The organism is Falsiroseomonas selenitidurans (assembly GCF_012103215.1).
Taxonomy (GTDB): domain Bacteria; phylum Pseudomonadota; class Alphaproteobacteria; order Acetobacterales; family Acetobacteraceae; genus Falsiroseomonas; species Falsiroseomonas selenitidurans.
Map to the genome: position 1 here is coordinate 274,834 of NZ_JAAVNE010000001.1, position 22,446 is coordinate 297,279.

Annotated in this window: 23 protein-coding genes and 1 tRNA gene; 9 read left to right on the forward strand and 15 right to left on the reverse strand. The window is 73.6% G+C overall.

Annotation, left to right across the window (positions count from 1 at the left end; all coding sequences use genetic code 11):
- Nucleotides 1-3 precede the first annotated feature (3 nt).
- The gene (gene ubiA, locus HEQ75_RS01220; RefSeq protein ID WP_168027083.1) at nucleotides 4-903 is read left to right on the forward strand and encodes a 4-hydroxybenzoate octaprenyltransferase; all 900 of its coding nucleotides are present in this window, start codon (nucleotides 4-6) and stop codon (nucleotides 901-903) included.
- The gene (locus HEQ75_RS01225) at nucleotides 900-1,544 is read left to right on the forward strand and encodes a class I SAM-dependent methyltransferase (protein WP_168027084.1); all 645 of its coding nucleotides are present in this window, start codon (nucleotides 900-902) and stop codon (nucleotides 1,542-1,544) included. Before ubiA ends, HEQ75_RS01225 begins: the two co-directional genes overlap by 4 nt.
- Nucleotides 1,545-1,705: 161 nt before the next feature.
- Here the strand turns inward: HEQ75_RS01225 and HEQ75_RS01230 are convergent, their stop codons facing one another.
- Both HEQ75_RS01230 and otsB read right to left on the reverse strand, forming a co-directional pair.
- Nucleotides 1,706-3,115, reverse strand: coding sequence for an alpha,alpha-trehalose-phosphate synthase (UDP-forming) (locus HEQ75_RS01230; protein WP_168027085.1), 1,410 nt, complete (start codon nucleotides 3,113-3,115; stop codon nucleotides 1,706-1,708).
- Nucleotides 3,112-3,840 (reverse strand): trehalose-phosphatase, encoded by a 729-nt coding sequence (gene otsB / locus HEQ75_RS01235; protein WP_168027086.1) that lies wholly within the window; start codon nucleotides 3,838-3,840, stop codon nucleotides 3,112-3,114. The genes HEQ75_RS01230 and otsB overlap by 4 nt, the downstream gene beginning before the upstream one ends.
- 138 nt (nucleotides 3,841-3,978) lie before the next feature.
- Between otsB and HEQ75_RS01240 the strand changes: the two genes are divergently transcribed.
- The 3 genes from HEQ75_RS01240 to HEQ75_RS01250 all read left to right on the forward strand — a co-directional run bounded on the left by HEQ75_RS01240 (nucleotide 3,979) and on the right by HEQ75_RS01250 (nucleotide 5,740).
- Complete coding sequence (locus HEQ75_RS01240) at nucleotides 3,979-4,386, forward strand: cupin domain-containing protein (protein WP_168027087.1); 408 nt, start codon at nucleotides 3,979-3,981, stop codon at nucleotides 4,384-4,386.
- Nucleotides 4,387-4,414: 28 nt separating this feature from the next.
- Nucleotides 4,415-4,499 (forward strand) — tRNA-Leu (locus tag HEQ75_RS01245).
- Nucleotides 4,500-4,924: 425 nt separating this feature from the next.
- Complete coding sequence (locus tag HEQ75_RS01250) at nucleotides 4,925-5,740, forward strand: alpha/beta fold hydrolase (RefSeq protein ID WP_168027088.1); 816 nt, start codon at nucleotides 4,925-4,927, stop codon at nucleotides 5,738-5,740.
- Nucleotides 5,741-5,905: 165 nt separating this feature from the next.
- Here the strand turns inward: HEQ75_RS01250 and HEQ75_RS01255 are convergent, their stop codons facing one another.
- The 5 genes from HEQ75_RS01255 to HEQ75_RS01275 are packed head-to-tail and all read right to left on the reverse strand — an operon-like array spanning nucleotide 5,906 to nucleotide 10,239.
- Complete coding sequence (locus HEQ75_RS01255) at nucleotides 5,906-6,712, reverse strand: c-type cytochrome (protein ID WP_168027089.1); 807 nt, start codon at nucleotides 6,710-6,712, stop codon at nucleotides 5,906-5,908.
- Nucleotides 6,709-7,413: a c-type cytochrome gene (locus HEQ75_RS01260; protein WP_168027090.1), complete on the reverse strand. Its 705-nt coding sequence runs from the start codon at nucleotides 7,411-7,413 to the stop codon at nucleotides 6,709-6,711. The genes HEQ75_RS01255 and HEQ75_RS01260 overlap by 4 nt, the downstream gene beginning before the upstream one ends.
- The gene (locus HEQ75_RS01265) at nucleotides 7,410-9,176 is read right to left on the reverse strand and encodes a GMC family oxidoreductase (RefSeq protein ID WP_168027091.1); all 1,767 of its coding nucleotides are present in this window, start codon (nucleotides 9,174-9,176) and stop codon (nucleotides 7,410-7,412) included. Before HEQ75_RS01265 ends, HEQ75_RS01260 begins: the two co-directional genes overlap by 4 nt.
- Nucleotides 9,177-9,187: 11 nt before the next feature.
- A complete protein-coding gene (locus HEQ75_RS01270) occupies nucleotides 9,188-9,928 on the reverse strand; it encodes a gluconate 2-dehydrogenase subunit 3 family protein (RefSeq protein ID WP_168027092.1) in 741 nt (246 codons plus the stop codon).
- The gene (locus HEQ75_RS01275; protein ID WP_168027093.1) at nucleotides 9,925-10,239 is read right to left on the reverse strand and encodes a hypothetical protein; all 315 of its coding nucleotides are present in this window, start codon (nucleotides 10,237-10,239) and stop codon (nucleotides 9,925-9,927) included. Before HEQ75_RS01275 ends, HEQ75_RS01270 begins: the two co-directional genes overlap by 4 nt.
- 213 nt (nucleotides 10,240-10,452) lie before the next feature.
- Between HEQ75_RS01275 and HEQ75_RS01280 the strand changes: the two genes are divergently transcribed.
- Nucleotides 10,453-12,627 carry an ATP-binding protein gene (locus HEQ75_RS01280; protein ID WP_168027094.1) on the forward strand — a complete coding sequence of 725 codons (2,175 nt, stop codon included), beginning with the start codon at nucleotides 10,453-10,455 and terminating at the stop codon, nucleotides 12,625-12,627.
- Nucleotides 12,617-13,297, forward strand: coding sequence for a response regulator transcription factor (locus HEQ75_RS01285; protein ID WP_168027095.1), 681 nt, complete (start codon nucleotides 12,617-12,619; stop codon nucleotides 13,295-13,297). The genes HEQ75_RS01280 and HEQ75_RS01285 overlap by 11 nt, the downstream gene beginning before the upstream one ends.
- Nucleotides 13,298-13,329: 32 nt before the next feature.
- On the opposite strand, the gene HEQ75_RS28660 is transcribed toward HEQ75_RS01285, so the two are convergent.
- Nucleotides 13,330-14,181: a pirin family protein gene (locus HEQ75_RS28660; protein WP_168027096.1), complete on the reverse strand. Its 852-nt coding sequence runs from the start codon at nucleotides 14,179-14,181 to the stop codon at nucleotides 13,330-13,332.
- Between the two features lie 164 nt (nucleotides 14,182-14,345).
- Here HEQ75_RS28660 and HEQ75_RS01295 point away from each other — a divergent pair, with 164 nt between their 5' ends.
- Nucleotides 14,346-15,011 (forward strand): flavin reductase family protein, encoded by a 666-nt coding sequence (locus tag HEQ75_RS01295; protein WP_168027097.1) that lies wholly within the window; start codon nucleotides 14,346-14,348, stop codon nucleotides 15,009-15,011.
- Between the two features lie 23 nt (nucleotides 15,012-15,034).
- On the opposite strand, the gene motA is transcribed toward HEQ75_RS01295, so the two are convergent.
- The 4 genes from motA to HEQ75_RS01315 form a co-directional block, all read right to left on the reverse strand.
- Nucleotides 15,035-15,895, reverse strand: a complete 861-nt coding sequence (gene motA / locus HEQ75_RS01300) for a flagellar motor stator protein MotA (protein WP_168027098.1) — start codon at nucleotides 15,893-15,895, stop codon at nucleotides 15,035-15,037.
- On the reverse strand, nucleotides 15,892-16,785 hold the full coding sequence (locus HEQ75_RS01305; protein WP_456237373.1) for a flagellar motor protein MotB: 894 nt from the start codon (nucleotides 16,783-16,785) through the stop codon (nucleotides 15,892-15,894). The genes motA and HEQ75_RS01305 overlap by 4 nt, the downstream gene beginning before the upstream one ends.
- Before the next feature lie 78 nt (nucleotides 16,786-16,863).
- Nucleotides 16,864-17,679, reverse strand: coding sequence for a response regulator transcription factor (locus HEQ75_RS01310; protein WP_168027100.1), 816 nt, complete (start codon nucleotides 17,677-17,679; stop codon nucleotides 16,864-16,866).
- A gap of 5 nt (nucleotides 17,680-17,684) precedes the next feature.
- Nucleotides 17,685-18,107, reverse strand: coding sequence for a flagellar assembly protein FliX (locus tag HEQ75_RS01315; protein WP_168027101.1), 423 nt, complete (start codon nucleotides 18,105-18,107; stop codon nucleotides 17,685-17,687).
- Nucleotides 18,108-18,236: 129 nt separating this feature from the next.
- On the opposite strand from HEQ75_RS01315, the gene HEQ75_RS01320 reads away from it, so the two are divergent.
- Complete coding sequence (locus tag HEQ75_RS01320) at nucleotides 18,237-19,052, forward strand: lytic transglycosylase domain-containing protein (protein WP_168027102.1); 816 nt, start codon at nucleotides 18,237-18,239, stop codon at nucleotides 19,050-19,052.
- A gap of 129 nt (nucleotides 19,053-19,181) precedes the next feature.
- Here the strand turns inward: HEQ75_RS01320 and HEQ75_RS01325 are convergent, their stop codons facing one another.
- From HEQ75_RS01325 to HEQ75_RS01335, 3 genes are all read right to left on the reverse strand, one after another.
- Complete coding sequence (locus HEQ75_RS01325) at nucleotides 19,182-20,255, reverse strand: flagellin (protein WP_168027103.1); 1,074 nt, start codon at nucleotides 20,253-20,255, stop codon at nucleotides 19,182-19,184.
- Between the two features lie 13 nt (nucleotides 20,256-20,268).
- On the reverse strand, nucleotides 20,269-21,756 hold the full coding sequence (locus HEQ75_RS01330; RefSeq protein ID WP_168027104.1) for a flagellar hook-associated protein FlgK: 1,488 nt from the start codon (nucleotides 21,754-21,756) through the stop codon (nucleotides 20,269-20,271).
- Nucleotides 21,757-21,867: 111 nt separating this feature from the next.
- Nucleotides 21,868-22,395, reverse strand: coding sequence for a PAS domain-containing protein (locus HEQ75_RS01335; RefSeq protein WP_168026860.1), 528 nt, complete (start codon nucleotides 22,393-22,395; stop codon nucleotides 21,868-21,870).
- Nucleotides 22,396-22,446 lie beyond the last annotated feature (51 nt).

Below are 22,446 nucleotides of genomic sequence, written 5' to 3' on the forward strand. Positions count from 1 at the left end.
CGCATGAACGGCTGGACCGATATCCGCGCCTCCGGCTGGGTGGCCCGCCTGCCACCCTTCTGGCGCCCCTATGCGCTGCTCGGCCGGTTCGATCGGCCGATCGGCGCCTGGCTGCTGCTGCTGCCGGGCTTCTGGGCCTTTGCGCTGGCCGCGCCGCAGGGGGCGGAGGGGCTGCGGCTGGCGCTGCTGTTCACCCTCGGCGCCTTCGCCATGCGGGCGGCCGGCTGCGTGGTGAACGACCTCTGGGACCGCGACCTGGACCGGCAGGTGGAACGCACCCGGGGCCGGCCGCTGGCCGCCGGCACCGTCACGCCCCTGCAGGCGCTGGTCTTCCTGGCGGCGCTGTGCGTGGCGGGGCTGCTGGTGCTGGTGCAACTGCCGCCCACGGCGATCCTGGTCGGGCTCGGCTCCCTGCTGCTGATCGCGCTGTATCCGCTGGCCAAGCGGGTGACGGACTGGCCGCAGGCGGTGCTTGGCCTGGTGTTCTCCTGGGCCGCGCCCACCGGCTACGCGGCGGCGACCGGCGGGCTCGGCTGGCCGGCGCTGGCGCTGTGGGCCGCCGGCTTCTTCTGGATCTTCGGCTATGACACGATCTACGCGCACCAGGACCGCAAGGATGATGCGCAGGTCGGCATCCGCAGCACGGCGCTGCGGCTTGGCGCGGGCACGGCGCGCTTCCTGGCCTTCTGCTACGGGGTCATGATGGCGCTGCTGGTCGCCGCCGGATGGATGGCCGGCCTTTCCTGGCTCTACCTGCCGGCATTGCTGCCGGCGGCCGCCCTGCTGGCCCGCCAGGTGCTGACCCTGGACATCGACGACCCGGCGCGCTGCGAGATGCTGTTCCGCTCGAACCGCGAGGTCGGCTTCGCCATCGCGCTCGCCTTCCTGGCCGGCCGGCTGTGAGCGACGCCGAGGCCTTCATCCGCGCCCACACCGCCATCGCCCGCCCCGCCCTGGTGCCCGAGATCGCGCTGCACCTGGCCACGGAAATCACCCCGATCTGGCAGGCCACCGAGGCCTGGCTGGCGCAGGAAGGCATCGAGCCGCCCTTCTGGGCCTTCGCCTGGCCCGGCGGCCAGGCCCTGGCGCGGACGGTGCTGGACACGCCGGCGCTGGCGGCAGGAAAGCGCGTGCTGGATTTCGCGGCCGGCTGCGGCATCGGCGCCATCGCCGCCGCCCTGGCCGGGGCCGCGGCGGTGGAGGCGGCGGAAATCGACGACATGGCGCTCGCCGCCACCCGGCTCAACGCGGCGCTGAACGGCGTGGCGGTGGCAACCCCGCCCGGCGACGTGGTCGGCAGCGCCTGCCGCTGGGACCTGATCCTGGCCGGCGACGTCTGCTACGAGGCGCCGATGACCGCGCATATCCTGCCCTGGCTGCGCGCCATGGCCGGCGCCGGCGCCGAGGTGTGGATCGCCGATCCCGGCCGCGCCTACCTGCCGGTGGCCGGCATGACCCTGCTCTCCCGCCACCGCGTGCCGACGACGCGGGAGCTGGAGGACCGCGAGGAACGCCAGGTGACCATCCACCGCCTGCTGCCCTGAGGCAGACCGCGCGCTTCGCGCGCCAAAACCCCCGCGCGCTTCGCGCTCAAGCCTCCGCGCGCATCGCGCTCAAGCCTCCGCGCGCTTCGCGCTCAAGCCTCCGCGCGCTTCGCGCTCAAGCCTCCGCGCGCTTCGCGCTCAAGCCTCCGCGCGCTTCGCGCTCAAGCCTCCGCGCGCTTCGCGCGACGCCGCTTCGGCGTCTCCTCCAGCGAAGACCCCGCCTCCGCCACCGCCTCATGCCCCTCCAGCGCCGAGAGGAAGCGGCGGCACCAGGCGGCGGCGGTGTTGGCGCGCACCGTCGCCCACATGCGGCTCCAGCGGTCCAGCCGCTCATCCGCCGGCATGTCCATGGCGACGTCCAGCGCCTCCGCGATGTCGTCGGGGTCGAGCGGGTTGACCACCAGCGCACCATCCAGCTCCACCGCCGCGCCGGCGAAGCGCGACAGCACCAGCACGCCGGGGTCCACCGGGTCCTGCGCCGCGACGAATTCCTTGGCCACCAGGTTCATGCCGTCGCGCAGCGGGGTCACCAGCCCGATCCGCGCCACCCGCATGAAGCCCGCGATGGTCGGGCGGGCGACGGCACGGGTGATGTAGCGGATCGGCGCCCAGTCGGGCTCCGCCATCTGGCCATTGATCCGGCCCACCCCCTCATCCAGTTCGCGCCGGAGGGTGCGATACTGCGCCACGTCGCCGCGGCTGACCGGGGCGACCTGCAGGAAGGTGATCTTGCCGCGGTGCCGTGGAAAGCGCTCCAGCATGGCGCCGAACCCGGCGATGCGCTGCGGCAGCCCTTTGGTGTAGTCCAGCCGGTCCACGCCGATGGCCAGCGACCGCCCGGCCAGCGAATCACGCAGCCGGACCACATCCTTGCTGCCGACGCGACGCGCCGCCAGGCTGGCGAAGCCGGCGGCGTCGATGCCGATGGCGAAGGCGCCGACGCGCATCGCCGCCTCCCCCATCCCGCCGGCGATCAGCGCGCCGCGCAGGTTTTCGGCATCGTCCTCCGTCTGCACCCCGATGGCATCCATCGAGGCCAGGCCCTCCAGCAGCTGGGCCGCGTGCGGCAGGCCGTTGAAGACGGAGCGCGGCGGGAAGGGCACGTGCAGGAAGAAGCCGATGCGCTGCCGGCAGCCCAGCCGCCGCAGCTCCGCCGCCATCAGGAACAGGTGGAAGTCGTGGATCCAGATCGTGTCGTCCGGCCGCAGCAGCGGCGCCAGCGCCGCGGCGAAGGCGGCGTTGGTGCGGGTGTAGCCGCCATAGTCGCGCCGGTCGAAGCGGGCGATGCCCAGGCGGTAGTGCAGCACCGGCCACAGCGCGGCGTTGGAGAAGCCCTGGTAGTAGTGGCGGTAATCGTCATGGCCCAGGTCGATGGTGGCATAGGTGGTGCTGCCGTGGCGGACCTGCGCGGCTTCCGTGCCGGTCTCTTCCGCGGTCTTGCCGGACCAGCCGAACCACAGCGAATCGCGCTTCGCCAGCGCATCCTTCATGGCAACCGCCAGGCCGCCGGCCGTGGCCCCGCCCTCGCGCGGGTCCGGCACGCGGTTGGCGACGACGACAAGCCGGCTCATGCCGCGCGCCCCTGCGCGTAGCGCGCCTCCAGCGCCGCCAGCCAGGCGCGGAAATCGCCCGGCGTGCCGAAGGCATCCTGCAGCCGCAGGCCGATGCCCCCGGCCTCGCGCGCCGCCTGCATCCCGGCCTCGTCCGTCACATCGTCGCCGACGAAGACCGGCACGCGGCCGGCGAAGGGCGGGTGGGCCATCAGGCTGGTGACGGCGGTGGCCTTGGAAACGCCACGCGGCGTCACCTCCCACGCCATGCGGGCGGGCAGCAGCGCGAAATGCTCCGGTGCTTCCGCGACGAGGGATTCCAGGAGGTCACGGAACACCGCCCCGGCTTCCGGTGCCTGGCGGTAGTGCAGCACGAAGCCATGCGCCTTGTCCTCAATGAAGGCGGAGGGGAAGGCCTCGGTCAGCGCCTGGGTGCGGGCCCGCCAGGCCGCGGGCGGCGAGGCCAGGGCCGGGCTTTCCACCGCGCCATCCGGCCGGCGGCGCAGCGCCGCGCCATGGTTGCCGGCCTTGGCCACCGGCCCGGGCAGGAAATGGTCCAGCTCCGCCAGCGGGCGGCCGGAGACGATGGCCAGCGCCCCGTCCAGGTGGCGGGACAGCCGCTCCAGCAGCGGCGGAAGGTCGGGGGGCACGCGGACGGCGTCGGGTCGTTCCGCGATCTCGACGAGCGTGCCGTCGAAGTCGAGAAAAAGCGCCGCGTTGTCCGGCGCGGTGGGAAAATCCTGCATGACCCAGCCTAACACGATGCAAGCGTATCGGTTGCCCCTTGGTCACGCGATCGTGAGCCGTCGGGCGGGATCACCCGGAAGCCGTGCTGCACCGGCGGCCGTGCTAGGTCTGCATCCCCATGCCGGAGGAAACACGCCATGCCCGACCAGAACCAGCCGCCCCGCACCACGGTCAGCCGCGCCGCGGAGGCGACCTATGAAACCGGGCTGCGCGCCTTCTTCGCCTATCGTGACCTGGGCGTGCGCGCGGCCACCGGCGGGGCCTTCGGCGCGCATGTGATCCGCGCCGTGCCCGGCACCGGGGCGGCGCCGCAATGGCACACGCATGACCTCGGCTTCCAGCTGGTCTACGTCCTGCGCGGCTGGGTGACCTTCACCTATGAGGACATCGGCGAGGTCACCTTCCGGCCCGGCGATTCGGTGCTGCAGCCGCCCGGCATCCGCCATGTGGAGGTGGCGCATGCCGAGGATCTGGAACTGCTGGAGATCACCAGCCCGGCGGACTTCGCCACCCGCACCGTCCCCGCGCCGGACGGTTCCCCCTGAGGCGGACTTCCGCTATCATCGGCCCCGCGCGGGCGTGGTGGAACTGGTAGACGCGCCGGACTCAAAATCCGGTTCCGAGAGGAGTGTCGGTTCGATTCCGACCGCCCGCACCAAGCCCCCTGCGTCCCCGCCAGCGATTGAGGCACGGGTTCAGGTCCTACCTACCCCGTTCGTCCATGGTCTCCGAGGGGGCCAGGCGCGCCCGCCCTCAGCCCTGGACGATGATCTCGGCGCGGAGGGCGCCGCTCGGGTCCCGGTGCCGCGACCGGAAGGCCTCGACGACGCGGCCGCCGCGCTGACGGTGGGCCCGCCGCCCTTCGAAACGCCCGGCTTCGAGGTTTCCACGAGGTGGAACCGTCGCGACGATCGGGCCTCCCCGAATCCCTGGCTGCGCAGGCGCCAGCGCCTTCGCAAGCCTTGCAGCGTCGCAGGGCCGCTCGGGCCCTGCGTTGGAGGGGGGCGGGCAGCGGCCCATGGCTCGACAGGTCCCGGCGCCTCGCCCTACCCTCGCCCCGGCCTGATCTCCGGAACGCCGCTCGTGACCGAAACGCCGCAAGCCGGCCCCGCCACCCCGCCACCGCGCGAAGCCATCCTGCCCGGCGTCCGTCTGTGCTACCGCGACAGCGGCGGCACCGGCGCGCCGATCGTCCTGCTGCACGCCAATACCGGCACCAGCGCCAGCTGGGACCCCCAATTCGCCGCCTTCGCCGCCGCCGGCCACCGCGTGCTGGCCTTCGACCGGCGCGGCTGGGGCGCCAGCCTGGCGGACCCCGCCACCGGCCCGCAGCCCGCCAGCGTGGCGCAGGATCTGGACGCGCTGGCCGGCCATCTCGACCTGCCGCGCTTTCACCTGCTGGGCGTTGCCGGCGGCGGCTTCTGCGCGCTGGACTACGCCGCCTGGCGCCAGGACCGCCTGCTGAGCCTGACCATCGCCGCCAGCAACGGATCCTTCGCGGAGCCGGAGATGCAGCAGCTCAGCGCCAACATCCAGTTCGAGGGCTTCCGCGCCCTGCCGGAAAGCTTCCGCGAGATCGGCCCCTCCTTCCGCGCCCTGTATCCGGACCGGGTGCGGGCATGGGAGCATGCGCAGGAACAGGCGCGGCAGAAGGACACGCCGAACCAGCCGCCGCTGCGCACGCCCAACACCTTCGCCAAGGTCGCCGCCATCCGCCTGCCCGTGCTGGCCATCACCGCCAGCGCCGACCTCTATGCGCCGCCGGTGCTGATGGCCCGCTGGCTGCGCCACCTGCCGCAGGCGCAACTCGTGGCGATCGCCGATGCCGGGCATTCCGTGCCGATGGAACAGCCGGAAGCCTTCAACGACGCGGTGCTGGGCTTCATCGGGCGGCTCTGAGGCCGCTTCGGCGCAGGAGATCCGGCGGCCCGACGCCCCCCCCGGCCGGCACCGCGCGGGCTCGGCACCCATGGCGGGCCTTGCTGCGATGGGCGCCAGCGTCGCCGAGCGGACCTCCTCCTTCGCAAGGCGGGCCAGCGCCACGCCGCGCGGCAGGCCGGGCGCTCACCGGCCGCCGGGCGGGGGCGCCCCCGTCACGGCGGCAGCGGGCACGGCCGGCGTGCCGGCCTCGGCCGCGAGGCCGCCGCCGGGCCGGAGGCCAGAGTAATAGGCGGCGACGGCGTCGATTTCCCGTTCCGTCATGCCGGCGGCGATGCGCGCCATCACATCCAGCGGGTCGCCGCCGCGCGCGCCCTGCTTCCACAGCCGCAATTGCAGCGCCAGATAGGGCGCATACTGCCCGGCCAGCGCCGGGATGCTCGGCGCCTGGCCCTCGCCCACGGCGCCGTGGCAGTTGGTGCAGGCGGAGACGCCCCGCGCCGGCACGCCCACCGCCGCGAGGCTGCCGCCGATCTGCCGCATGGTGACCCCCGCCTCCACCGGTGCCGCCGCCGACACCAGGGGCCGGGAGGCGTACCAGGCGGCCACGTCCTGCATCTGCCGGTCGGTCAGCGCGCGGGCGATCGGCGTCATCGCCGCATTGGGCCGGCGGCCGGCGGAATAATCCTGCAGCGTCTTGTAGAGATACCAGGCTGGCTGCCCAGCCAGGTTCGGAAAGGCGCCGCTGCCGCCGCCATGCCCGTCCAGCCCATGGCAGGTGACGCAGGCGCGGGCGTGCAGCGCATCATTGCCCTGCGCCACGTCGAGCCCGGCCAGGGGATCGCCGGCCGGCGTCGCCGCCTGCCGCGGCGCGGGCCAGAGCGGGCTCATGCCGTAGAAGGCGCCGCCCTGGTTCGCCCCCTGGTTCGTCCCTTGGGCCAGCACGCCGCCGGCCAGCAGCAGCGCGCCGAGCAATGGCCAGCGCATCCTCATGGCAGCACCCCCCTTGCGCGCTGCACCGGCCCGGCGGGCACGGCCGCGAAGTAGCGCGCCACCGCCGCGATGTCCTGCTCCGTCAGCCGCCGGGCGATGATCGCCATGGTCATCCGCGGCGCCGTCGAGGGCCGCTCGCCGGTCTTCCAGGCGCGCAGCGTGGCGGCCAGATAGGCTTCCGGCTGGCCGGCCAGGCGCGGATAGGTCGGCGGCACGCCGATGCCGCCCGGCCCGTGGCAGTTCTGGCAGGCCTGGATGCCGCGCTCCGCCGAGCCGATGGCCGACAGCACGCCGCCGAGTTGCAGCAGCGCCGCGTCGCCCTGCGGCCGCGCCCGGCCGCCCGGCAGCGGCTGCGCGGCGTAGTAGACCGCCACGTCCCGCCGCTGCTCCGGCGTCATCGCCGCGGCGATCGGCTGCATGATCGGGTTGGCCCGCGCGCCGGAGGCATAGGCTTCCAGCTGCGCCAGCAGGTATTCCGCGCTCTGCCCCGCCAGGGCGGGGAAGGCGGCGGCGTGCTCGGCGGCGCCGTCGAAGCCGTGGCAGCGGAAGCAGGCGCCCTGCTGCCCCTGCCCGCCCGCCCCGGCGGCCACGGCGCGCCCGGATTCGACCTGCCGCCGGTCGGGATCCACCCCCAGAAGCTGCGCCGCCGCGACGGCGGAAGTGACGCACAGCGCCAGGGCGAAGGCCAGGAACCGCCTCATGCCTGCACCAGCGGCCGCGGGTCGGCCAGGTAGTCCTCCCGGATCGCGCGCGCCGCCCACAGCGCCAGCGCGCCCACGGTGCCGGTCGGGTTGAAGCCCGGATTGTGCGGGTAGACGCAGGCACCCATCACGAACAGGTTGTGCGCGTCCCAATGCTGCAGGTAGCGGTTCACCACGCTCTCCCGCGGGTTCGCGCCCATGATGGCGCCGCCGGTGTTGTGCGTGGTCTGGTAGGGGACGATGGAGTAATGGCCGGTGCGGCGGCTGGCCTCGACCCGCCCGCCCATGGCGCGGCCGATCTCCAGCGCCCGGTCGGTCAGGTAGTCCGCCATCAGCCGGTCATTGGCCGGGAAGTCGAAGGTCATGCGCAGCAGCGGCTGGCCCAGCCCGTCGCGATAGGTCGGGTCCAGGTCCAGGTAGTTGTAGCGGTGCGGCATGGAGGAGCCATGCACCGAGATGCCGAGGGTGCTGTTGTAGTGCTGCCGCACCGCCTGCTTCCAGGCCCCGCCCCAGCGCGGCGTGTCCGACGGCACCGGGTGATACTCGATCGGCCGCCCGCCGGTCTGCAGCCCGCCGAGATAGGCGCCGCCGATGAAGCCCAGGCCCGAATGGTCGAAGACATCGCCCTGCCAGTCATTCACCGCCATGCCGAGCGCGCCCGCGCCCATATAGGGGTTGATGTTCTTCTGCCCGTCGAGGAACACGCTGACGCCGGCCATGGTCTGGTAGGTGTAGTTCTTCCCCACCACCCCCTCGCCGCTCGCCGGGTCGTAGGGCTGGCCGATGCCGGACAGCAGCAGCAGCCGCACATTGTGGTAGGAGAAGGCGCACAGCGCGACGATGCCCGCCGGCTGCTCCACCTCCTGCCCCATGGCGTCGATATAGGTCACGCCGGTGGCCCGCTTCGCGGTGCTGTCGTAGTTCACCCGCGTCACCGTGCTGCGCGTGCGCAGCTCGAAATTCTCGCGCCCCATCAGCACCGGCAGCACGCAGACCTGCGGGCTGGACTTGGCGAAGTGCTCGCAGCCGAAGCGCTCGCAGAAGCCGCAGGCGTTGCAGGGCTGCAGGTGGCAGCCATAGCTGTTGGTGTAGGGGCGGGAGAGATTGGCCGAGGGCAGCGGGAAGGGATGCGCGCCCACCTGCTCCGCCGCCTGCGCGAACAACGTCGGGCCGAGCGGCATGGGCATGGGCGGCAGCGGGTATTCACTGGACCGGGGCGCCTCGAAGGGATCGCCGCCGGGCTGGATCACGCCGCGCAGGTTGCCGGCCTTGCCGCCGATGCCGCAGATCTTCTCGAAGCGGTCGTAGTAGGGCTCCAGCTCGTCGTAGCTGAGGCCCCAATCCTGGATCGTCAGCCCCTCCTGGATGATGTCGCGGCCATAGCGTTGTTCGGTGTGCGTGCGCAGGTTGAAGTCGCTGGCGTGGAAGCGCCAGGTCTGGCCGTTCCAGTGCACGCCCGCGCCGCCCAGCCCGGCGCCGGGCAGGAAGGACCCCAGCTGGCGGATCGGCAGCGCCGTCTGCCCGGTGAAGTTGCGGAAGGTCAGCGTCTCCGTCGCCGGGTCCAGCATCAGCCCGTGCCGCACCGCGTAGCGCAGCTCGTCATGCATGGTCGGCGTCTGGAAGTCCGGCACCGTCTGCCGCGGCACGCCGCGTTCCAGCCCGACCACGCGGAGCCCCGCATCGGTCAGTTCCTTGGCCAGCAGCGCGCCGGTCCAGCCCATGCCGACCAGCACCACATCCACCTCGGGAAGGCGTCTTGCCATGGCCTGGTTCCTCAGCGCTGCGGGGTGGGCGCGCGGTGGTGCGCGGCGTGTTCCTGCATCGCCTCGGCGATGCCGCGCGGCGCGCGGGTGAAGCGCAGGTCGTGGCGCTCCAGCAGGTCGACATAGCCGGCATAGGGGCCGGGGAAGCCCACCATGCGCCAGCCGACGAAATCGCGGTTGCCGCCATACATCGGGTCGGAGAGGAAGCCCTCCACCGTATTGGCCAGCAGCGTCTCGAAGAAGACGGCGGACGACACCTGCTCGAAGCCGGCCTCGCCGGTCTCCGCCCTGGAAAGCGCCTCGTCCTGCAGCGCGCCGGGCAGCGCCTCGAAGCCGCTGCCATAGCCCTGGCGGACCCAGGCGGCGAAGGCCGGCAACGCCAGGCGGTACAGCTCCGCCGGCGTGAAGGGCAGCTGGTAGCCCTGCTCCGGCGTGCCCTGCTGGAACGGCCCCAGGCGGTACAGGCGGTTGCCATGTCCCCAGGCGCCGGCAAGCTGGCCGTCGAGGTATTCCGGCACGCCGGCACCGGCCGCGCCGGTGAACTCGGCATCGGCCGGGATCAGACGGTCCACCATGGCGGTCACCAGCCGGGCCTCGGCCTCGTTGAAGAAGCGCCAGACGCGCGGCGGCGCCTGGGCCGCCTGGCCCTGCGCGTGGCCGGGCATCCCCTGGCCATGGGCGGCCAGCGGCAGGCTGGCTGCGGCGGTGCCACCGGCGGCCAGCAGGTCACGGCGGGTCAGGTCGGCGGTCATGGCTGGGCTTCCTCCGGCATACCGCTTTTCAGGCGACACTCGCGGACCAGGGCCGGGTCCACGGCGTTGCAGACGGGCGCCAGCACGCGGACGCGCCAGCTCGCCCCTTCCGGCACCTGCGTCCCCCCTTCGGTCGGCGGACCGCTGCTGCCGGTGGTCACGGAACTCGTCGTCAGCACGCCGACCGGCGCGGCCCGGTCCACCGCGTTGCTGGCGGCGGAGGTGGCGGTGGTGGCGTCGTTGCCCTGGCCCAGCGCGAGCGCCGGCAGCAGGAACGCCAGGCCGATCGCCCCGATCCATCCATGCCGCATCACCGCCGCCTCCTTCCCGCCCTCATCAGCCGAGACTAGGCACCGGCGGCGGCAGGCCGCAGGCCCGGGGTGCTACCTAGGGAACCGATGCGAAGGCGCTGCTTCCGGCATTCTCTCGCAGCACCCGGCCGGGCCGAAGCGCAACCGCCGGTGCAACCGGCGCGGCTTCGCGCGGTTCTTCCCCGGCGGATGTGATCGCGCGGGGTGGACGGCATGGCGGGTCGGGACAGGGCGGCAGGACCGAATGCTGCACCGGGCCGGCCCATCGCCTGGCATCTCGGCCTGCTCTGCGGCGCCCTGCTGCTGCCGATGCTGGCGCTGGAGGCCTATCTGCTGCTCCGCATCGCCGGGGCGGAGCGTGCCGGCCGCCAGGACGCCGCCCGCGACGCCGCCCGCCACCTTGCCACCTCGCTGGATCACGGCCTGACCACCCTGCAGGCGGTGGCGGAGGTGCTGGCCAGCTCCGACCACCTGCTGTCCGGCGATCTGGCGGCGTTCCGCGAGCGGCTGCGCCGCCTGCCGGGCGTCGCCGGCGCCGTGCTGCTGCTGCGCCAGGGTGCCGCCGCCCAGGCCCTGGCCGGCACCCTGCCCCCTGGCGCGGCACGTGATCCGCAGGCCGAGGCCACCGCCCGCGCCACCGGCCGCCCGCAGGTGACCGGGCTGCTGGAGACGCCAGGCGGGGCGCCCGCCTTCGCCATCCTGGCGCCGGTGCCGGGCCGGCCGGACCAGCTGCTCAGCCTGCGCCTGGGCCTGGCCGACCTGGCCGGGCTGCTGCAGGACGAGGCGCTGCCGGCGGGCATGGTCGCCACCCTCACCGACCGCAGCGGCCGCATCCTGGCCCGCAGCCGCGACGCCGCGCGCTTTGTCGGCCTGCTGCGCCCGAACGCCGCGGAAGGCCCGCCGCCCGGCCTCGGCTGGCGCCGCAGCCTGGATGGCGACGGGGTGGAGGTGCTGGTCGCCCACGCCGAGGCCGCGGTGTCCGGCTGGACCGCCTGGGTGTTCCTGCCGCGCGCCGCCTTCGCCGCGCCGCTGCGCCAGCGCCTGTGGATGGCGGCGGGCATCGCCGTGCTGCTCGCCGGCCTCGCCGCCGCCCTGGCACTGGCCTTCGCCCGGCGCATCGTCCGCCCGATGCATGCCCTGGCCGCCGCCGCCAGCCTGCCGGGGCAGGACATGCCCCCGCTCGCCAGCCAGGTGCGGGAGGTGGCGGCGGTGGCCGACGCCCTGGCCACGGCCCGGCGCGACGCCGCCGCCCGGCTGCGGGAAAGCGAGGAGATGCTGGCCGCGCTGGACCTGGCGCAGGTGCAGGTGGTGACGCCGGAGGGGCGGATCCTGCTCTGGACCACCGGCATGCAGCATCTGTTCGGCTGGACCCCGGCGCAGGCCACCGGCCGCCTGACGCAGGCGCTTCTGGACAGCGCGTTTCCCGAGCCGATGCCACAGATCCAGGCCCGGCTGCTGGCCACCGGCGGCTGGCAGGGCGAGATCCGCCAGCGGCACCGGGATGGCCGGCAGCTGCTGGTGGCCAGCCACTGGTCGCTGCGGCTCGGCCCCGGCGGCGTGCCGGTCGCGGTGGTCCAGGCCAGCACCGACATCACCGCCCTGCGCGAGGCGGAAAACCGCCTGCGCGACACCCAGGCGGAGCTGCGCCATGTCGCCCGCCTGGCCGATATGAGCGCCCTTGCCACCACGCTGACGCATGAGATCAGCCAGCCGCTGACTGCCAGCGTCAGCTTCACCGAAGCCGCGCTGCGCCTGCTGGCGGCCGAGACGCCGGCGGCCGGCGACCTGGCCGCGGCCCGCGCGGCGATGCGCGAGGCCGCCGACCAGGGCGTGCATGCCGGCGCCATCCTCCGCCGCCTGCGCGACTTCATCGGCGGCAGCGAGGGCGAACGCGAGGCCGCCGACCTGAACGCCCTGGTCGGGGACGCGGCCAGCCTGGCCCTGGGCGGGGCCCGGCAGCACGGCATCACGCTGCGGCTGGAACCCGCGCCGCGGGCGCTGCCGGCGCTGGTGGACCCGGTGCAGATCCGCCAGGTGGTGGTGAACCTGGTCCGCAATGCCATCGAGGCGACGGAGCACCAGCCGCAGCGGGAGGTCGTGCTGCGCCTGCACGGCGCCGCGGACCAGCCGGGCCCGCATCTGGTGGAGGTGGCGGACAGCGGCCCCGGCCTGGCGCCGGAGATCGGCACCCGGCTGTTCCAGCCCTTCGTCACCACCAAGCGCGACGGCATGGGCGTCGGCCTCGCGATTTCCCGCGCCATCGTGGAGGAACATGGCGGCCGTCTCGGCTGCCGACCGAACCCGGGCGGCGGAACGGTGTTCCACTTCACGATCCCGGCGCTGCAGGCGCCACCGCATGCAGGGGAGGAGACACGCGATGCCGCCTGATGGCGCCTTCGGCTACGTGGTGGACGACGAGGCGGCGGTGCGCCGCTCCCTCGCGCTGCTGCTCGGCGCCGCCGGCTACGCGGTCGAGACCTTCGCCGGTGGCGAGGATTTCCTGCGCCGGGCGACGCCCGACCTGCCCTTCGGGTGTGTCGTTCTGGATGTGCGGATGCCCAATACCGACGGCATCGCGGTGCTGCGGGAGATGTCCTCCCGCGGCCTGCGCCACCCGATCGTCGTCATCACCGCGCATGGCGACGTGCCCCTGGCCGTGCGCATGATGAAGGCCGGCGCCTGCGACATGCTGCAGAAGCCCTTCGCCGGCGAAGCGCTGCTGGATGCCGCCGCCGCCGCGCTGGCCCGGCGCGACGAGGCCGAGGCGGCGCAGGCCGCGCAGCGCCGCCTGGCGCGGCTGTCACCGCGGGAGACGGAGGTGCTGCAGGGCATGGTGGCCGGGCATCAGAACAAGGTGATCGCGCAGCGCCTGGGCATCAGCCCCCGCACGGTGGAGATCCACCGCGCCAACCTGATGACGAAGCTGGAGGCGCGCAGCCTGTCGGAGGCGGTGCGCATGGCGATGACCGTGGGCGGCGCCACGCTGCACAGGCTGGGCAGCGCGCCGCCTCCCCCGCCCGCCGGCGCGCCGATCCATCCGATCCGCCGCCCGGGCTGAACCTCCCGGGCCCACCCCCTGGCCGAACCCCGTCACAGGCTGCCGAAGCGGCCCGCCTGGTAGTCGCGGATGGCCGCCAGGATCTCCTCCCGCGTGTTCATCACGAAGGGGCCATGCGACACCACCGGCTCGCCGAACGGCATGGCGTGGCCGAACAGCGCCAGCCCGCCTTCGGGCGCCGCCAGCGACACCGCATCGCCATCGCCCAGCCGCGCCAGGTGCCATTCCGGCAGCGCCTGCCCGCCAACCTGCAGCGCACCACGCACGGCGTAGAGGAAGACATTGGCGCCCGGCGGCACCGGCAGGCGCAGCGCCCCGCCCGGCGCGAAGCGCAGCACCGCCATGAAGATGCCGCTGGGCGAGGCCACCGGCCCCGCCTGCCCGTCCAGTTCGCCGGCCACCAGCTCCACCCTCACCCGCCCCTCATCGCGGTTCAGGGTCGGCAGATCCGCCTGCTGCAGCCCGGTGTAGCGCGGCGGCGTCATCTTCAGCCGGGCCGGCAGGTTCACCCAGAGTTGCAGGATCTCCAGCGCGCCGCCCTGGCGCTTGAACGCCTCGGGCGAGACCTCGGCATGCACCAGGCCGGCGCCGGCGGTCATCCACTGCACGCCGCCGGCGCGGATGATGCTTTCATGCCCGCCACTGTCCAGATGCGCCAATTCGCCTTCCAGGATGAAGGTCACCGTCTCGAACCCCCGGTGCGGATGCGGGCCGAAGGGCAGGCCATGGTTGCCGGGCGGGTAGCTCTGCGGGCCGTGATGGTTGAGGAACAGGAAGGGGTCCACCTGGTCCAGCCCCGGGCCGGGCAGCGGCCGGCGCGTGGTCAGGTCGCCGATATCGTCGCGCAGCGCCTGGTGCAGCGACAGGATGGCGCGGTCGGTCATGCAGGCATCTCCCAGCGGCAGGGCGCCGATATGGCGCGGATGGGCGCCGGCTTGAAGCCCGGGCCGGGTGGCGCAAAAGGTCATAAGTCTGGCTGAAGAGGGATGGCGCCACCCCCCGCCCCGCCTGTAGCCTGCGCCCGCCAGACGCAGGACGCCCCGCACCGATGGACCAGGACACCGCTTTCGCCTTCGTGGATGGCGCGACGCTCGACACCGCCACCGCCTACCGGCTGCTGGTCGGCTGCGTGGTGCCGCGGCCGATCGCCTGGATCACCAGCATCGATGCCGCGGGCCGGGTCAACGCCGCGCCCTTCAGCAGCTACAACTACGTTGCCACCAGCCCGCCGATGCTGGCCATCAACATCGCCACCCGCGCCGGCACCGACGGCCAGGTGAAGGACACCGCGCGCAACATCCGCGACAGCGGCGAATTCGTGGTCAATGTCGCCACCGAGGCGACGATGGAGGCGATGCACCAATCGGCCCAGGACTTCCCGCCGGAGGTGAGCGAGGCGGAGGCGCTGGGCCTCGCCCTGCTGCCCAGCCGCCTGGTGCGCCCGCCGCGCATCGCCGCCGCGCCGGTGCAGATGGAATGCCGGCTGGACCGGATCGTGCCGCTCGGCCGCGGCATCAACACGCTCTACATCGGGGAGGTGGTGGCCTTTCACCTGCGCGGCGATGTGTATGACGGCACCCGCGTGGACAGCGCCGCCCTGCGCCCCGTGGCGCGCCTCGGCGGCCCCTTCTACGCCACGCTGGGCGAGATCATCGAGCGCCCGATGCTGCAGCGGCCGCCGGGCGGTGAGGGCTGGGTGAAGCCGGGCGGCTGAAGCCCGCGGGCTGAGGCCGCGCCTCAGCGCGCTTCCTGCAGCGCGGCTTCCATCGCCGCGAAGTTGGGCATGAGGCCGGAGGGCATGGTCTTGCGCCCCACCTCCACCGCCACCTGCGGTGCGTTGCCGTGCAGATGCGCCACCAGCACGGCGCGGATCACTTCCAGGAAGCGCGCCTCCTCCTCCACCACGCCCTTCAGCCGCACCGCCAGCGGCCCCACCATGCCATAGGCCAGCAGCACGCCGAGGAAGGTGCCGACCAGGGCGCTGCCGATCATCGCGCCCAGCACGGTGGGCGGCTTGTCGATCGATCCCATGGTCTTGATGACGCCGAGCACGGCGGCGACGATGCCCAGCGCCGGCAGCGCATCCGCCACGTTCTGCAGCGCATGCGCCGCGTGCAGCTCCTCGTTCCGCACCTTCTTCAGCTCGGCGGCCATGATGTCCTCGATCTGGTGCGGATCGTCGGCATTCATGCCGACCATGCGCAGGTAGTCGCAGATCAGGTGCACCGCGTGGTGGTCCTTCGCGATGCGCGGATAGGCGGCGAAGATCGGGCTTTCCTCCGGCTTCTCGATATGCGGCTCCAGCCCCGCCGCGCCCTTCTGCTGCGCCACGCGCAGCAGCCGGTGCAGCAGCGCGCCGAGGTCGAGATAGTCCTGCGTCTTGTAGCGTCCGCCCTTGATCGCCTTGCCGATGGCCGCCAGCGTGTGCTTCACGTCCGACATCGAGTTCGACATCAGGAAGGTGCCGACCGCGGCGCCGCCGATGATCAGCATCTCGAAGGGCAGGGCATGCAGGATCGGCCCCATATGGCCGCCTGCCACCATGTAGCCGCCGAAGACGCAGGCCAGCATGAAGACGAAGCCGCCGATGACGGTCATGGCGCGGAGCCTCCAGGCACGGGGATCAGCATCAGCACGGCAACCCGCCGGTTGCCGGCATCCAGCGGATTGCCCGGCACCAGCAGGTCGCGGTCGGCGCGGCCGGAGACGCCGACCATCCGCCGCTCCGCCACCCCGCCTTCCACCAGCAGCCGTCGCGTCGCATTGGCGCGTTCCGCCGAGAGGTCCCAGTTGGACCGGTCGCCGCCACCGCGGAAGGGCGAGGCATCGGTGTGGCCGGTGATCTCGACGGGATGCGGCAGGCCGGCGAGCACGCCGGCGACGCGCGCCAGCAGCGCCCGGCCGCGCTCGTTCGGCGCCGCCTGGCCGGTCTGGAACACCGGCCGGCCCTCGGCATCCACCAGCTGGATGCGCAGGCCCTCCGGCACCTCCTCCACCATCAGCTGCCGGCCGAGTTCCGCCAGCGCGGCGTCGCTGCGGATCGCCTGGCGGATCTGCTCCGCCGCCTGGGCCAGTTCCTGGCGGCGCGCCGCCTCCGCCTGCTGCTGGGCCTCATCCACCTCGCCGGGCGGGGATGGCGGCGCGCGGCGGAAGCGCGGGCGGGCAGGCTCCGCCGGCGCCTGCTCCTCCTGCTCCTCATCCGCATCCGGCCCCGGCGGCGCCTGGCGCAGCTGCGGCACCATCGGCTGGTCGGCGACGAGCTGCCCGGCACTGTTCAGGCTGCTGCCGCCGAAGGGCTGGCCGGAGCCACTGGGCCCGCGGGCCAGGATGTTGGGCTGTGCGAAATAGTCGGCGATGCCGCTGCGCTGGGTCTCCGTGGTCGCATTCACCAGCCACATCAGCAGGAAGAAGGCCATCATCGCGGTGACGAAGTCGGCATAGGCGATCTTCCAGGCCCCGCCGTGATGGCCGTGCTCCTCCTCCGCCATCACCTTCTTGACGATGATCGGCGCGTTGGCGCCGGCCTTGCCCTTGCTGGCCATTGTCCGGACGTTCCGCGCCGCGGCTCAGGCGCCGGCCAGGTCGAGGCCGGCATCGCCCGGGCCATGCGAGGCGGCATGGCGGGCGCGCGCGGCAAAGACCGCCGCCGGCCCCGGATCCTCCGCCATATAGCCCAGGCCCCATACGGTGCGGACGATCTCCGCCGCGCCGGCGGCGGCCAGCTTGCGGCGCAGCTTGCAGATGAAGACGTCGATGATGCGCTGGTCCGGCCCCTCCGCCTCGCCGTAGAGGCGGTTCATGAAGCGCTCCTTGCTCAGCAGCGCGCTGCGCCGTGACAGCAGCGCCTCCAGCACCTCGAACTCCCGCGTCGTCACCGCCACCGGGCGACCATCGACGGCGACCGATTGCCGGGCGCGGTCCAGCGCCACATTGCCGCAGACCAGCGGCGCGCCGGCATGGCCGGCGATTCGCCGCACCATGGCATGCAGCCGCGCCAGGATCACCGCCGGGATGGCCGGCGCGGCCACCACCTCGTCGGCGCCCTGCTCGAAGGCCTCGTCGGCATCCTGGCGCGGCGCCAGCAGCAGCACGGGCACGCCGAGACCCTGGCGGCGGATGTCGCGCAGCGCCGCCATCGCCCCATCCGGCGCCGCGCCGCCGGCCAGGACGATGGCATCGAAGGGCCCGCGCCGCAGGGCGGCGGGCGCCACCTGTTCCAGCCAGCCGTGGCTCTCCACCAGCCGCGATTCGCCCGCGAGCTGCCCCGCCAGCACGGCGCGCTCGGCGCCCTCGGCGCCGAGCAGGATGCGCAGCGGCCGCGCGACGCCATCCGGCGCGGCGGTGGCGCCTGCCTGGCCGGGTTCCGGCAGGATGCGTGCCATGCGCGTCACGCCGCGCCGCGCGCTTCGCGCTTGGCGAGTTCCACGCGCAGGCGGAGCGCGATGGGGGCGCAGAACCGCGCGCCTTCGCCGCCGTCGCGCGCCTCAAGCTCCGCCTCCGCCGCCAGATCCGCCATGCGCTCCAGCGGAATCGCGGCAAGGCCCAGCAGGCCGCGCTGCAGGTCGCGCAGCATCTCCAGCCCCTGCGCGGCCACGTCGCGTGGCGGGCGGCGGCGGCGCGGCGGCGGGTCCTGCCCGGCCTGGCCCTGGATGGCGAGCAACGCGCCGCTGCCGATCACGCCGCCGGCGGCGGCGGCGCCACGCGCCTCGGCGCCGTCCGACAGCAGCGCGGCGAAGTCGCCACGCGCCGGGCCCCGCGCGGCAAGGCCATGCAGCGGGACGGTGCGGGTGGGGGCGGCGATGCGCAGCATGTCAGGGGCACCTCGCTGTGTGTCACGGGCAGCGTTTTCCGAGGCGAGGGTTGCCGCGCTGTGAACGGCGGGCGCGGCGCTCGCACCAGGCGTCGCGGCCGATGGCACGGCGCTTGCGAAGCACGCGGCATGTGCACGATCATCCGACTGGCCCTGCTTTTCCTGCTGCTGCCGATCGCATCCCTGCAGGCGCAGACAGCCTTGTGTCGCGCCGCGATCGCGGCGGCGGAGGCCGCGCAGGGCATCCCCGACCGCCTTCTGCTCGGCATCGGGCGGGTCGAAAGCGGAAGGCGCGACCCGGAAACCGGCGGCTTCGATCCTTGGCCCTGGACAATTAATGCCGAGGGGCGGGGCAGTTATTACCCATCCCGTGAGGCCGCCATCGCCGCGGTGCAGGCGCTGCGCGACGCTGGCGTGCAGTCGATAGATGTGGGCTGCATGCAGGTCAACCTGCGCCATCACCCGGACGCCTTCGCCAATCTGGAGGAGGCCTTCGATCCGATGGCCAATGCCCGCTACGCCGCGCGCTTCCTGCGCGCCCTGCAGGCCCGCGCCGGGGATTGGATGACCGCCGCCGGCCACTATCATTCGCAGACGCCGGCACGGGCGGAAGCCTATCGTGCGCGGCTGGCCCAGGTGCTGGAACGCGAGCGCCGCGCGCCGACGGCGGCGCCGCCGCTGTCATCGCCGCAGGCCGCCGCGCTGCTGTTCGCCGCGCCTGCCACGGCCGGCGCCCTCGCCGCCTATCGCCAGGCGCCGATCCCGCTGGTGGGCCGCACGACCCGCCCCGCAACACGGGCCGAGCTGGCTCAAGCGGCGCGGGGCTTGGCGATGCCCGCGGCGCGGGCGGGGGCGCCGACGGCAGCGCGCCTCGTCACGGCGCGCGCCCCGCATGTGCCCGACAGCGTCGGCCCCGCCGGGATCGGCAACCGGCGGCTGTTCTGAAGCGGCGGCGGCGCCCCGCCGCCTGGCCTCAGCGCGCAAGAAGGTTTCGAGACCGCGCCTTGATGCCGGTTGATGGCGTTCGGGCTTCGTCCGCGCCGGTGGCGCTTCCGGGCATCAATGCACGAGCGCTCAGCGCAGGAACTTGGTCAGCGAAAGGTCGCCCAGCATGGCCAGCACGCGGTAGCTGGCCTCCAGCTGCGCCTGCGTGCCCTGCAGCCGCGTGATCGTCTCGGCCAGGTCCACATCCTCCAGGCCGGAGACCTGCTGCTCGATCTGCTGCCCCACCTCCTCGTGGTGCCGTCGCGATTCAGCCAGGCGCTTCTCCGTCGTGCCCAGCGCGCCGGCTTCCTCCGTCACCCCGGCGAGGCCGGCGCGCAGCGCGCCGATGGCGCCCTGCACCACCTGTGTGAAGTCGTCGCGATTCGCCGCCTGCTCCGGCCCCAGATTGGCGAGCACGGACAGGCCATACAGCAGGTCGCGCGACCACGACCCGGTGCTGTCCGGATCGGTCGAGGCATAGGCGGCCGCGTTGCGGTTGGCATAGAGGCCGATCTCGACGGTCACGCCGGCCTCCACCGGAACGGACCGTCGCGGGTCGTCCACCGTCCCCGCCGCCGCCGCGGTGGCATAGTCCGAAAACGGGGTGACGCCCGGCTCGTTGCTCGCGCCGATCTGCTTCACCGATTCGCGCACCGCGGCGCCGTCGCCTTCGCCCATGCCGGCCAGCGCCGCGCGGATCTGCTCGAACATGCCGCTTTCGGTGATGTCGCCGGGCAGCGGCGCATTCGTCAGGTCGGCGCCGCCGAACAGCGCCTCGCCCCCGAAGCGGTCGTTCAGCAGGCCGGCCACTTCCTGCAGCGCGGTGCGCGCGGATTGCGCCAGCAGCGTCGCATCCGCCGCGTTCACACCGAGCAGCCCGTTGGCGCTGCCGGAGAAGTCGGTGGCGATCGTCGTCAGGCGCTTCAGCGTCACCTGCGTCGCCGCGGCACGCGACTCGCCGGTCTCGATGGTGCGCGCCATCACGTCGCGGCGTGCGAGTTCCGCACGCAGGTCGACGGCGCGCCGCGCGGCGGCGCCAAGCCCGGCATAGCTGTCGGCGCGCTGGCCGCCGGCGGCCTGGCGCATCTGCTCGTTCAGCTTCGCGCGCAGCGTGCCCGACATGCTGGCGGCGCGGTCCATGGCCGGAAACCCGCTTACGTCCATCGCAGGCTACTCCTCACCGCACCGCCGCCAGCAGGGCATCCCACATGCTCTGCACCACCGACATGATGCGTGCATTCGCCGCATAGGCGTTCTGCAGCGTCACCATCCCGGCCATCTCCTGGTCCACATCGACGCCCTGCCGCGCCTGCACCAGGCTGGCGAGCTGCGTCGCATTGCCGGCGGAGGCCGTCGCCGCCGTCGCTGCCGCCCCGGCTTCCGCGGCGTGGGAGGCGGTGACCGCCGCGGCGTAATCGGCCAGCCGCCGCGGCGGCGCGAAGTCGGAGCTGAGATCGCCGCCGGGGCCAAGCCCGCTGCCGGGGATGGCCGCATGCGCCGTGCCGGCGGCGCGCTCGTCGCCGAAGGCGAAGTTCAGCACGCGGTCCAGCAGCGCGGTGTAGCCGCTCTGCCCGTCCGGGTTGGGCGGGAAGGCCGGCGTGCCCGGCGTGCCGTCGCGCAGCGTCGCCGGCTCCGACTGCACCTGGGGGGAGACGGTGATGCGCAGCGCGAAGCCGGGTGCGGCGGCGCTGCCGGTGGCCGGCGGTGCGCCGCCGCCCGGCTCGGTGAACAGCGTCAGGCCCTGTTCACTGAGGCGGCCGGCCAGGGTGGTGGCCAGCGTGTCCAGCTCCGCGCCCATGCCGGCCAGGATCTCGTCGCGCAGCACCATCCCCTCGCCGATGCGCCCGCCGCGCGGCACGTCGCTCAGCGCCACGCCGTTCAGCGTCAGCCCGGGCAGCGTGCCGGCGGGGGCGCCGTGATAGGCGCCGGGCGCGGTCAGCGCATCTTCCAGGCCCAGCGGGCTGCCCTCCGGGTCCAGCGGCAGGATGGCGCCGCCGCGCAGCACCAGCGTCAGCCCGCCATCGCCATTCTGCACCGGCGTGATGTCCAGCAGTTCCGAAAGCCGGCCCAGCGCGGCGTCGCGCTGGTCCAGCGTATCGGCGCCGTTGCGCCCGGCGGCACGTTCCGCCTTCACCCGCGCATCCAGCCGGGCGATGTCGCGCAGCAGGCCGTTGGCGGCGTCCACATCCGTGCGCAGCCCGTCCTGCACCGTCTGCCGGCTGCGCGCCACGGCGCCGGCGACCTCGCCCAGACGGTCCACCAGCGTGCCGGCACTGCGCAGCGTCTCGGCCTGCGCCGCGCTGTCGTCCGGGCCCGCGCGCAGCTGGGTGAACTCGTCGCGCAGCGCACCCACCAGCCCGCCCAGGCTGCTGCCGTCGGAAGGGTTGCCCTGCAGCTGCGCCAGCGGTGCCAGCGTGTCGCTGCGCAGCTGTGCCGCCGCCGCCTCCCCGCGCGCCGCACGCGCCTCCGCCTGCAGGCCGAGATCGACATCGCGCTGGATCTCCAGCGTGCGCACGCCGGCCGCCGCGGATTGCTGTCCCGCCGCGGTCTTGCGCGTGTAGCCCTCCACCCCCGCATTGGCGACGTTCTGCGACGTCACCTCGATCTGCCGCGTGGTGTGGCGCAGCCCGCTCGTCGCGCGCGCCAGGGCCGCGTCCAGGCTCATGCGGCCTCGCGCCGCCGCACCATGGCCGGAAAACCCCGCCGGCCGGCCGGCAGGGCCAGCCCGCCGGCCGCCTCGATCGTGGCGTCGGGCGCGCGCAGATCGGCCCGGGGGCTAGAGCGAAAAGGCGAAGGCGTCATAAGGCACCCCCCTTTCGCGCATCATCTGCGCGAACAGCCGGCTGCCGGCCTCGAGCCCGGCGCGGTGATCGGCATGGCGCCGTTCCTCCTCCACCAGGCGGCGGTAGACCGGCTCGATCCGCGCCACCTGCGCCGCATCCGGCTTGCGTCGGTTGGAGTGGTAGCCCACCAGACGCCCGGCGCCGTCACGGCTCAGCGTCACATGCGCGAAGACCCAGTAGTGGTCGCCATTGCTCGCCAGGTTGCAGACATAGCCGAAGAACTCGCCGTCCCTGCCGATGGTCTCCCACATCAGGCGGAAGACGCTGCGCGGCATGGCGGGGTGGCGGATCAGGCTGTGCGGCTCGCCCAGCGCCTCGCGCAGGCTGAGATGCGAGACGCGCAGGAACACCTCGTTCGCATAGGTGATGCGGCCGGTCGGATCGGTCTTGGTGACGATGAACTCGTCGTCGCGCAGCGGGCTTTCGCGGCCGGTCGGATCGGGTCTCTTGCTCGTCGCCACGCGGGGGTCCTCCGGCGCCCGGCCGGCGGCGCCATGCCAGGCCGGGCAACA

Bases quoted from the DNA above. Each gene is read 5' to 3' on its own strand.
- ubiA (WP_168027083.1), top strand. From the start codon at position 4: ATGAACGGCTGGACCGATATCCGCGCCTCCGGCTGGGTGGCCCGCCTG.
- HEQ75_RS01230 (WP_168027085.1), bottom strand. From the start codon at position 3,115: ATGAGCCGGCTTGTCGTCGTCGCCAACCGCGTGCCGGACCCGCGCGAG.
- otsB (WP_168027086.1), bottom strand. From the start codon at position 3,840: ATGCAGGATTTTCCCACCGCGCCGGACAACGCGGCGCTTTTTCTCGAC.
- HEQ75_RS01240 (WP_168027087.1), top strand. From the start codon at position 3,979: ATGCCCGACCAGAACCAGCCGCCCCGCACCACGGTCAGCCGCGCCGCG.
- HEQ75_RS01255 (WP_168027089.1), bottom strand. From the start codon at position 6,712: ATGAGGATGCGCTGGCCATTGCTCGGCGCGCTGCTGCTGGCCGGCGGC.
- HEQ75_RS01260 (WP_168027090.1), bottom strand. From the start codon at position 7,413: ATGAGGCGGTTCCTGGCCTTCGCCCTGGCGCTGTGCGTCACTTCCGCC.
- HEQ75_RS01265 (WP_168027091.1), bottom strand. From the start codon at position 9,176: ATGGCAAGACGCCTTCCCGAGGTGGATGTGGTGCTGGTCGGCATGGGC.
- HEQ75_RS01270 (WP_168027092.1), bottom strand. From the start codon at position 9,928: ATGACCGCCGACCTGACCCGCCGTGACCTGCTGGCCGCCGGTGGCACC.
- HEQ75_RS01275 (WP_168027093.1), bottom strand. From the start codon at position 10,239: ATGCGGCATGGATGGATCGGGGCGATCGGCCTGGCGTTCCTGCTGCCG.
- HEQ75_RS01280 (WP_168027094.1), top strand. From the start codon at position 10,453: ATGGCGGGTCGGGACAGGGCGGCAGGACCGAATGCTGCACCGGGCCGG.
- HEQ75_RS01285 (WP_168027095.1), top strand. From the start codon at position 12,617: ATGCCGCCTGATGGCGCCTTCGGCTACGTGGTGGACGACGAGGCGGCG.
- HEQ75_RS28660 (WP_168027096.1), bottom strand. From the start codon at position 14,181: ATGACCGACCGCGCCATCCTGTCGCTGCACCAGGCGCTGCGCGACGAT.
- HEQ75_RS01295 (WP_168027097.1), top strand. From the start codon at position 14,346: ATGGACCAGGACACCGCTTTCGCCTTCGTGGATGGCGCGACGCTCGAC.
- motA (WP_168027098.1), bottom strand. From the start codon at position 15,895: ATGACCGTCATCGGCGGCTTCGTCTTCATGCTGGCCTGCGTCTTCGGC.
- HEQ75_RS01305 (WP_456237373.1), bottom strand. From the start codon at position 16,785: ATGGCGGAGGAGGAGCACGGCCATCACGGCGGGGCCTGGAAGATCGCC.
- HEQ75_RS01310 (WP_168027100.1), bottom strand. From the start codon at position 17,679: ATGGCACGCATCCTGCCGGAACCCGGCCAGGCAGGCGCCACCGCCGCG.
- HEQ75_RS01315 (WP_168027101.1), bottom strand. From the start codon at position 18,107: ATGCTGCGCATCGCCGCCCCCACCCGCACCGTCCCGCTGCATGGCCTT.
- HEQ75_RS01320 (WP_168027102.1), top strand. From the start codon at position 18,237: ATGTGCACGATCATCCGACTGGCCCTGCTTTTCCTGCTGCTGCCGATC.
- HEQ75_RS01325 (WP_168027103.1), bottom strand. From the start codon at position 20,255: ATGGACGTAAGCGGGTTTCCGGCCATGGACCGCGCCGCCAGCATGTCG.
- HEQ75_RS01330 (WP_168027104.1), bottom strand. From the start codon at position 21,756: ATGAGCCTGGACGCGGCCCTGGCGCGCGCGACGAGCGGGCTGCGCCAC.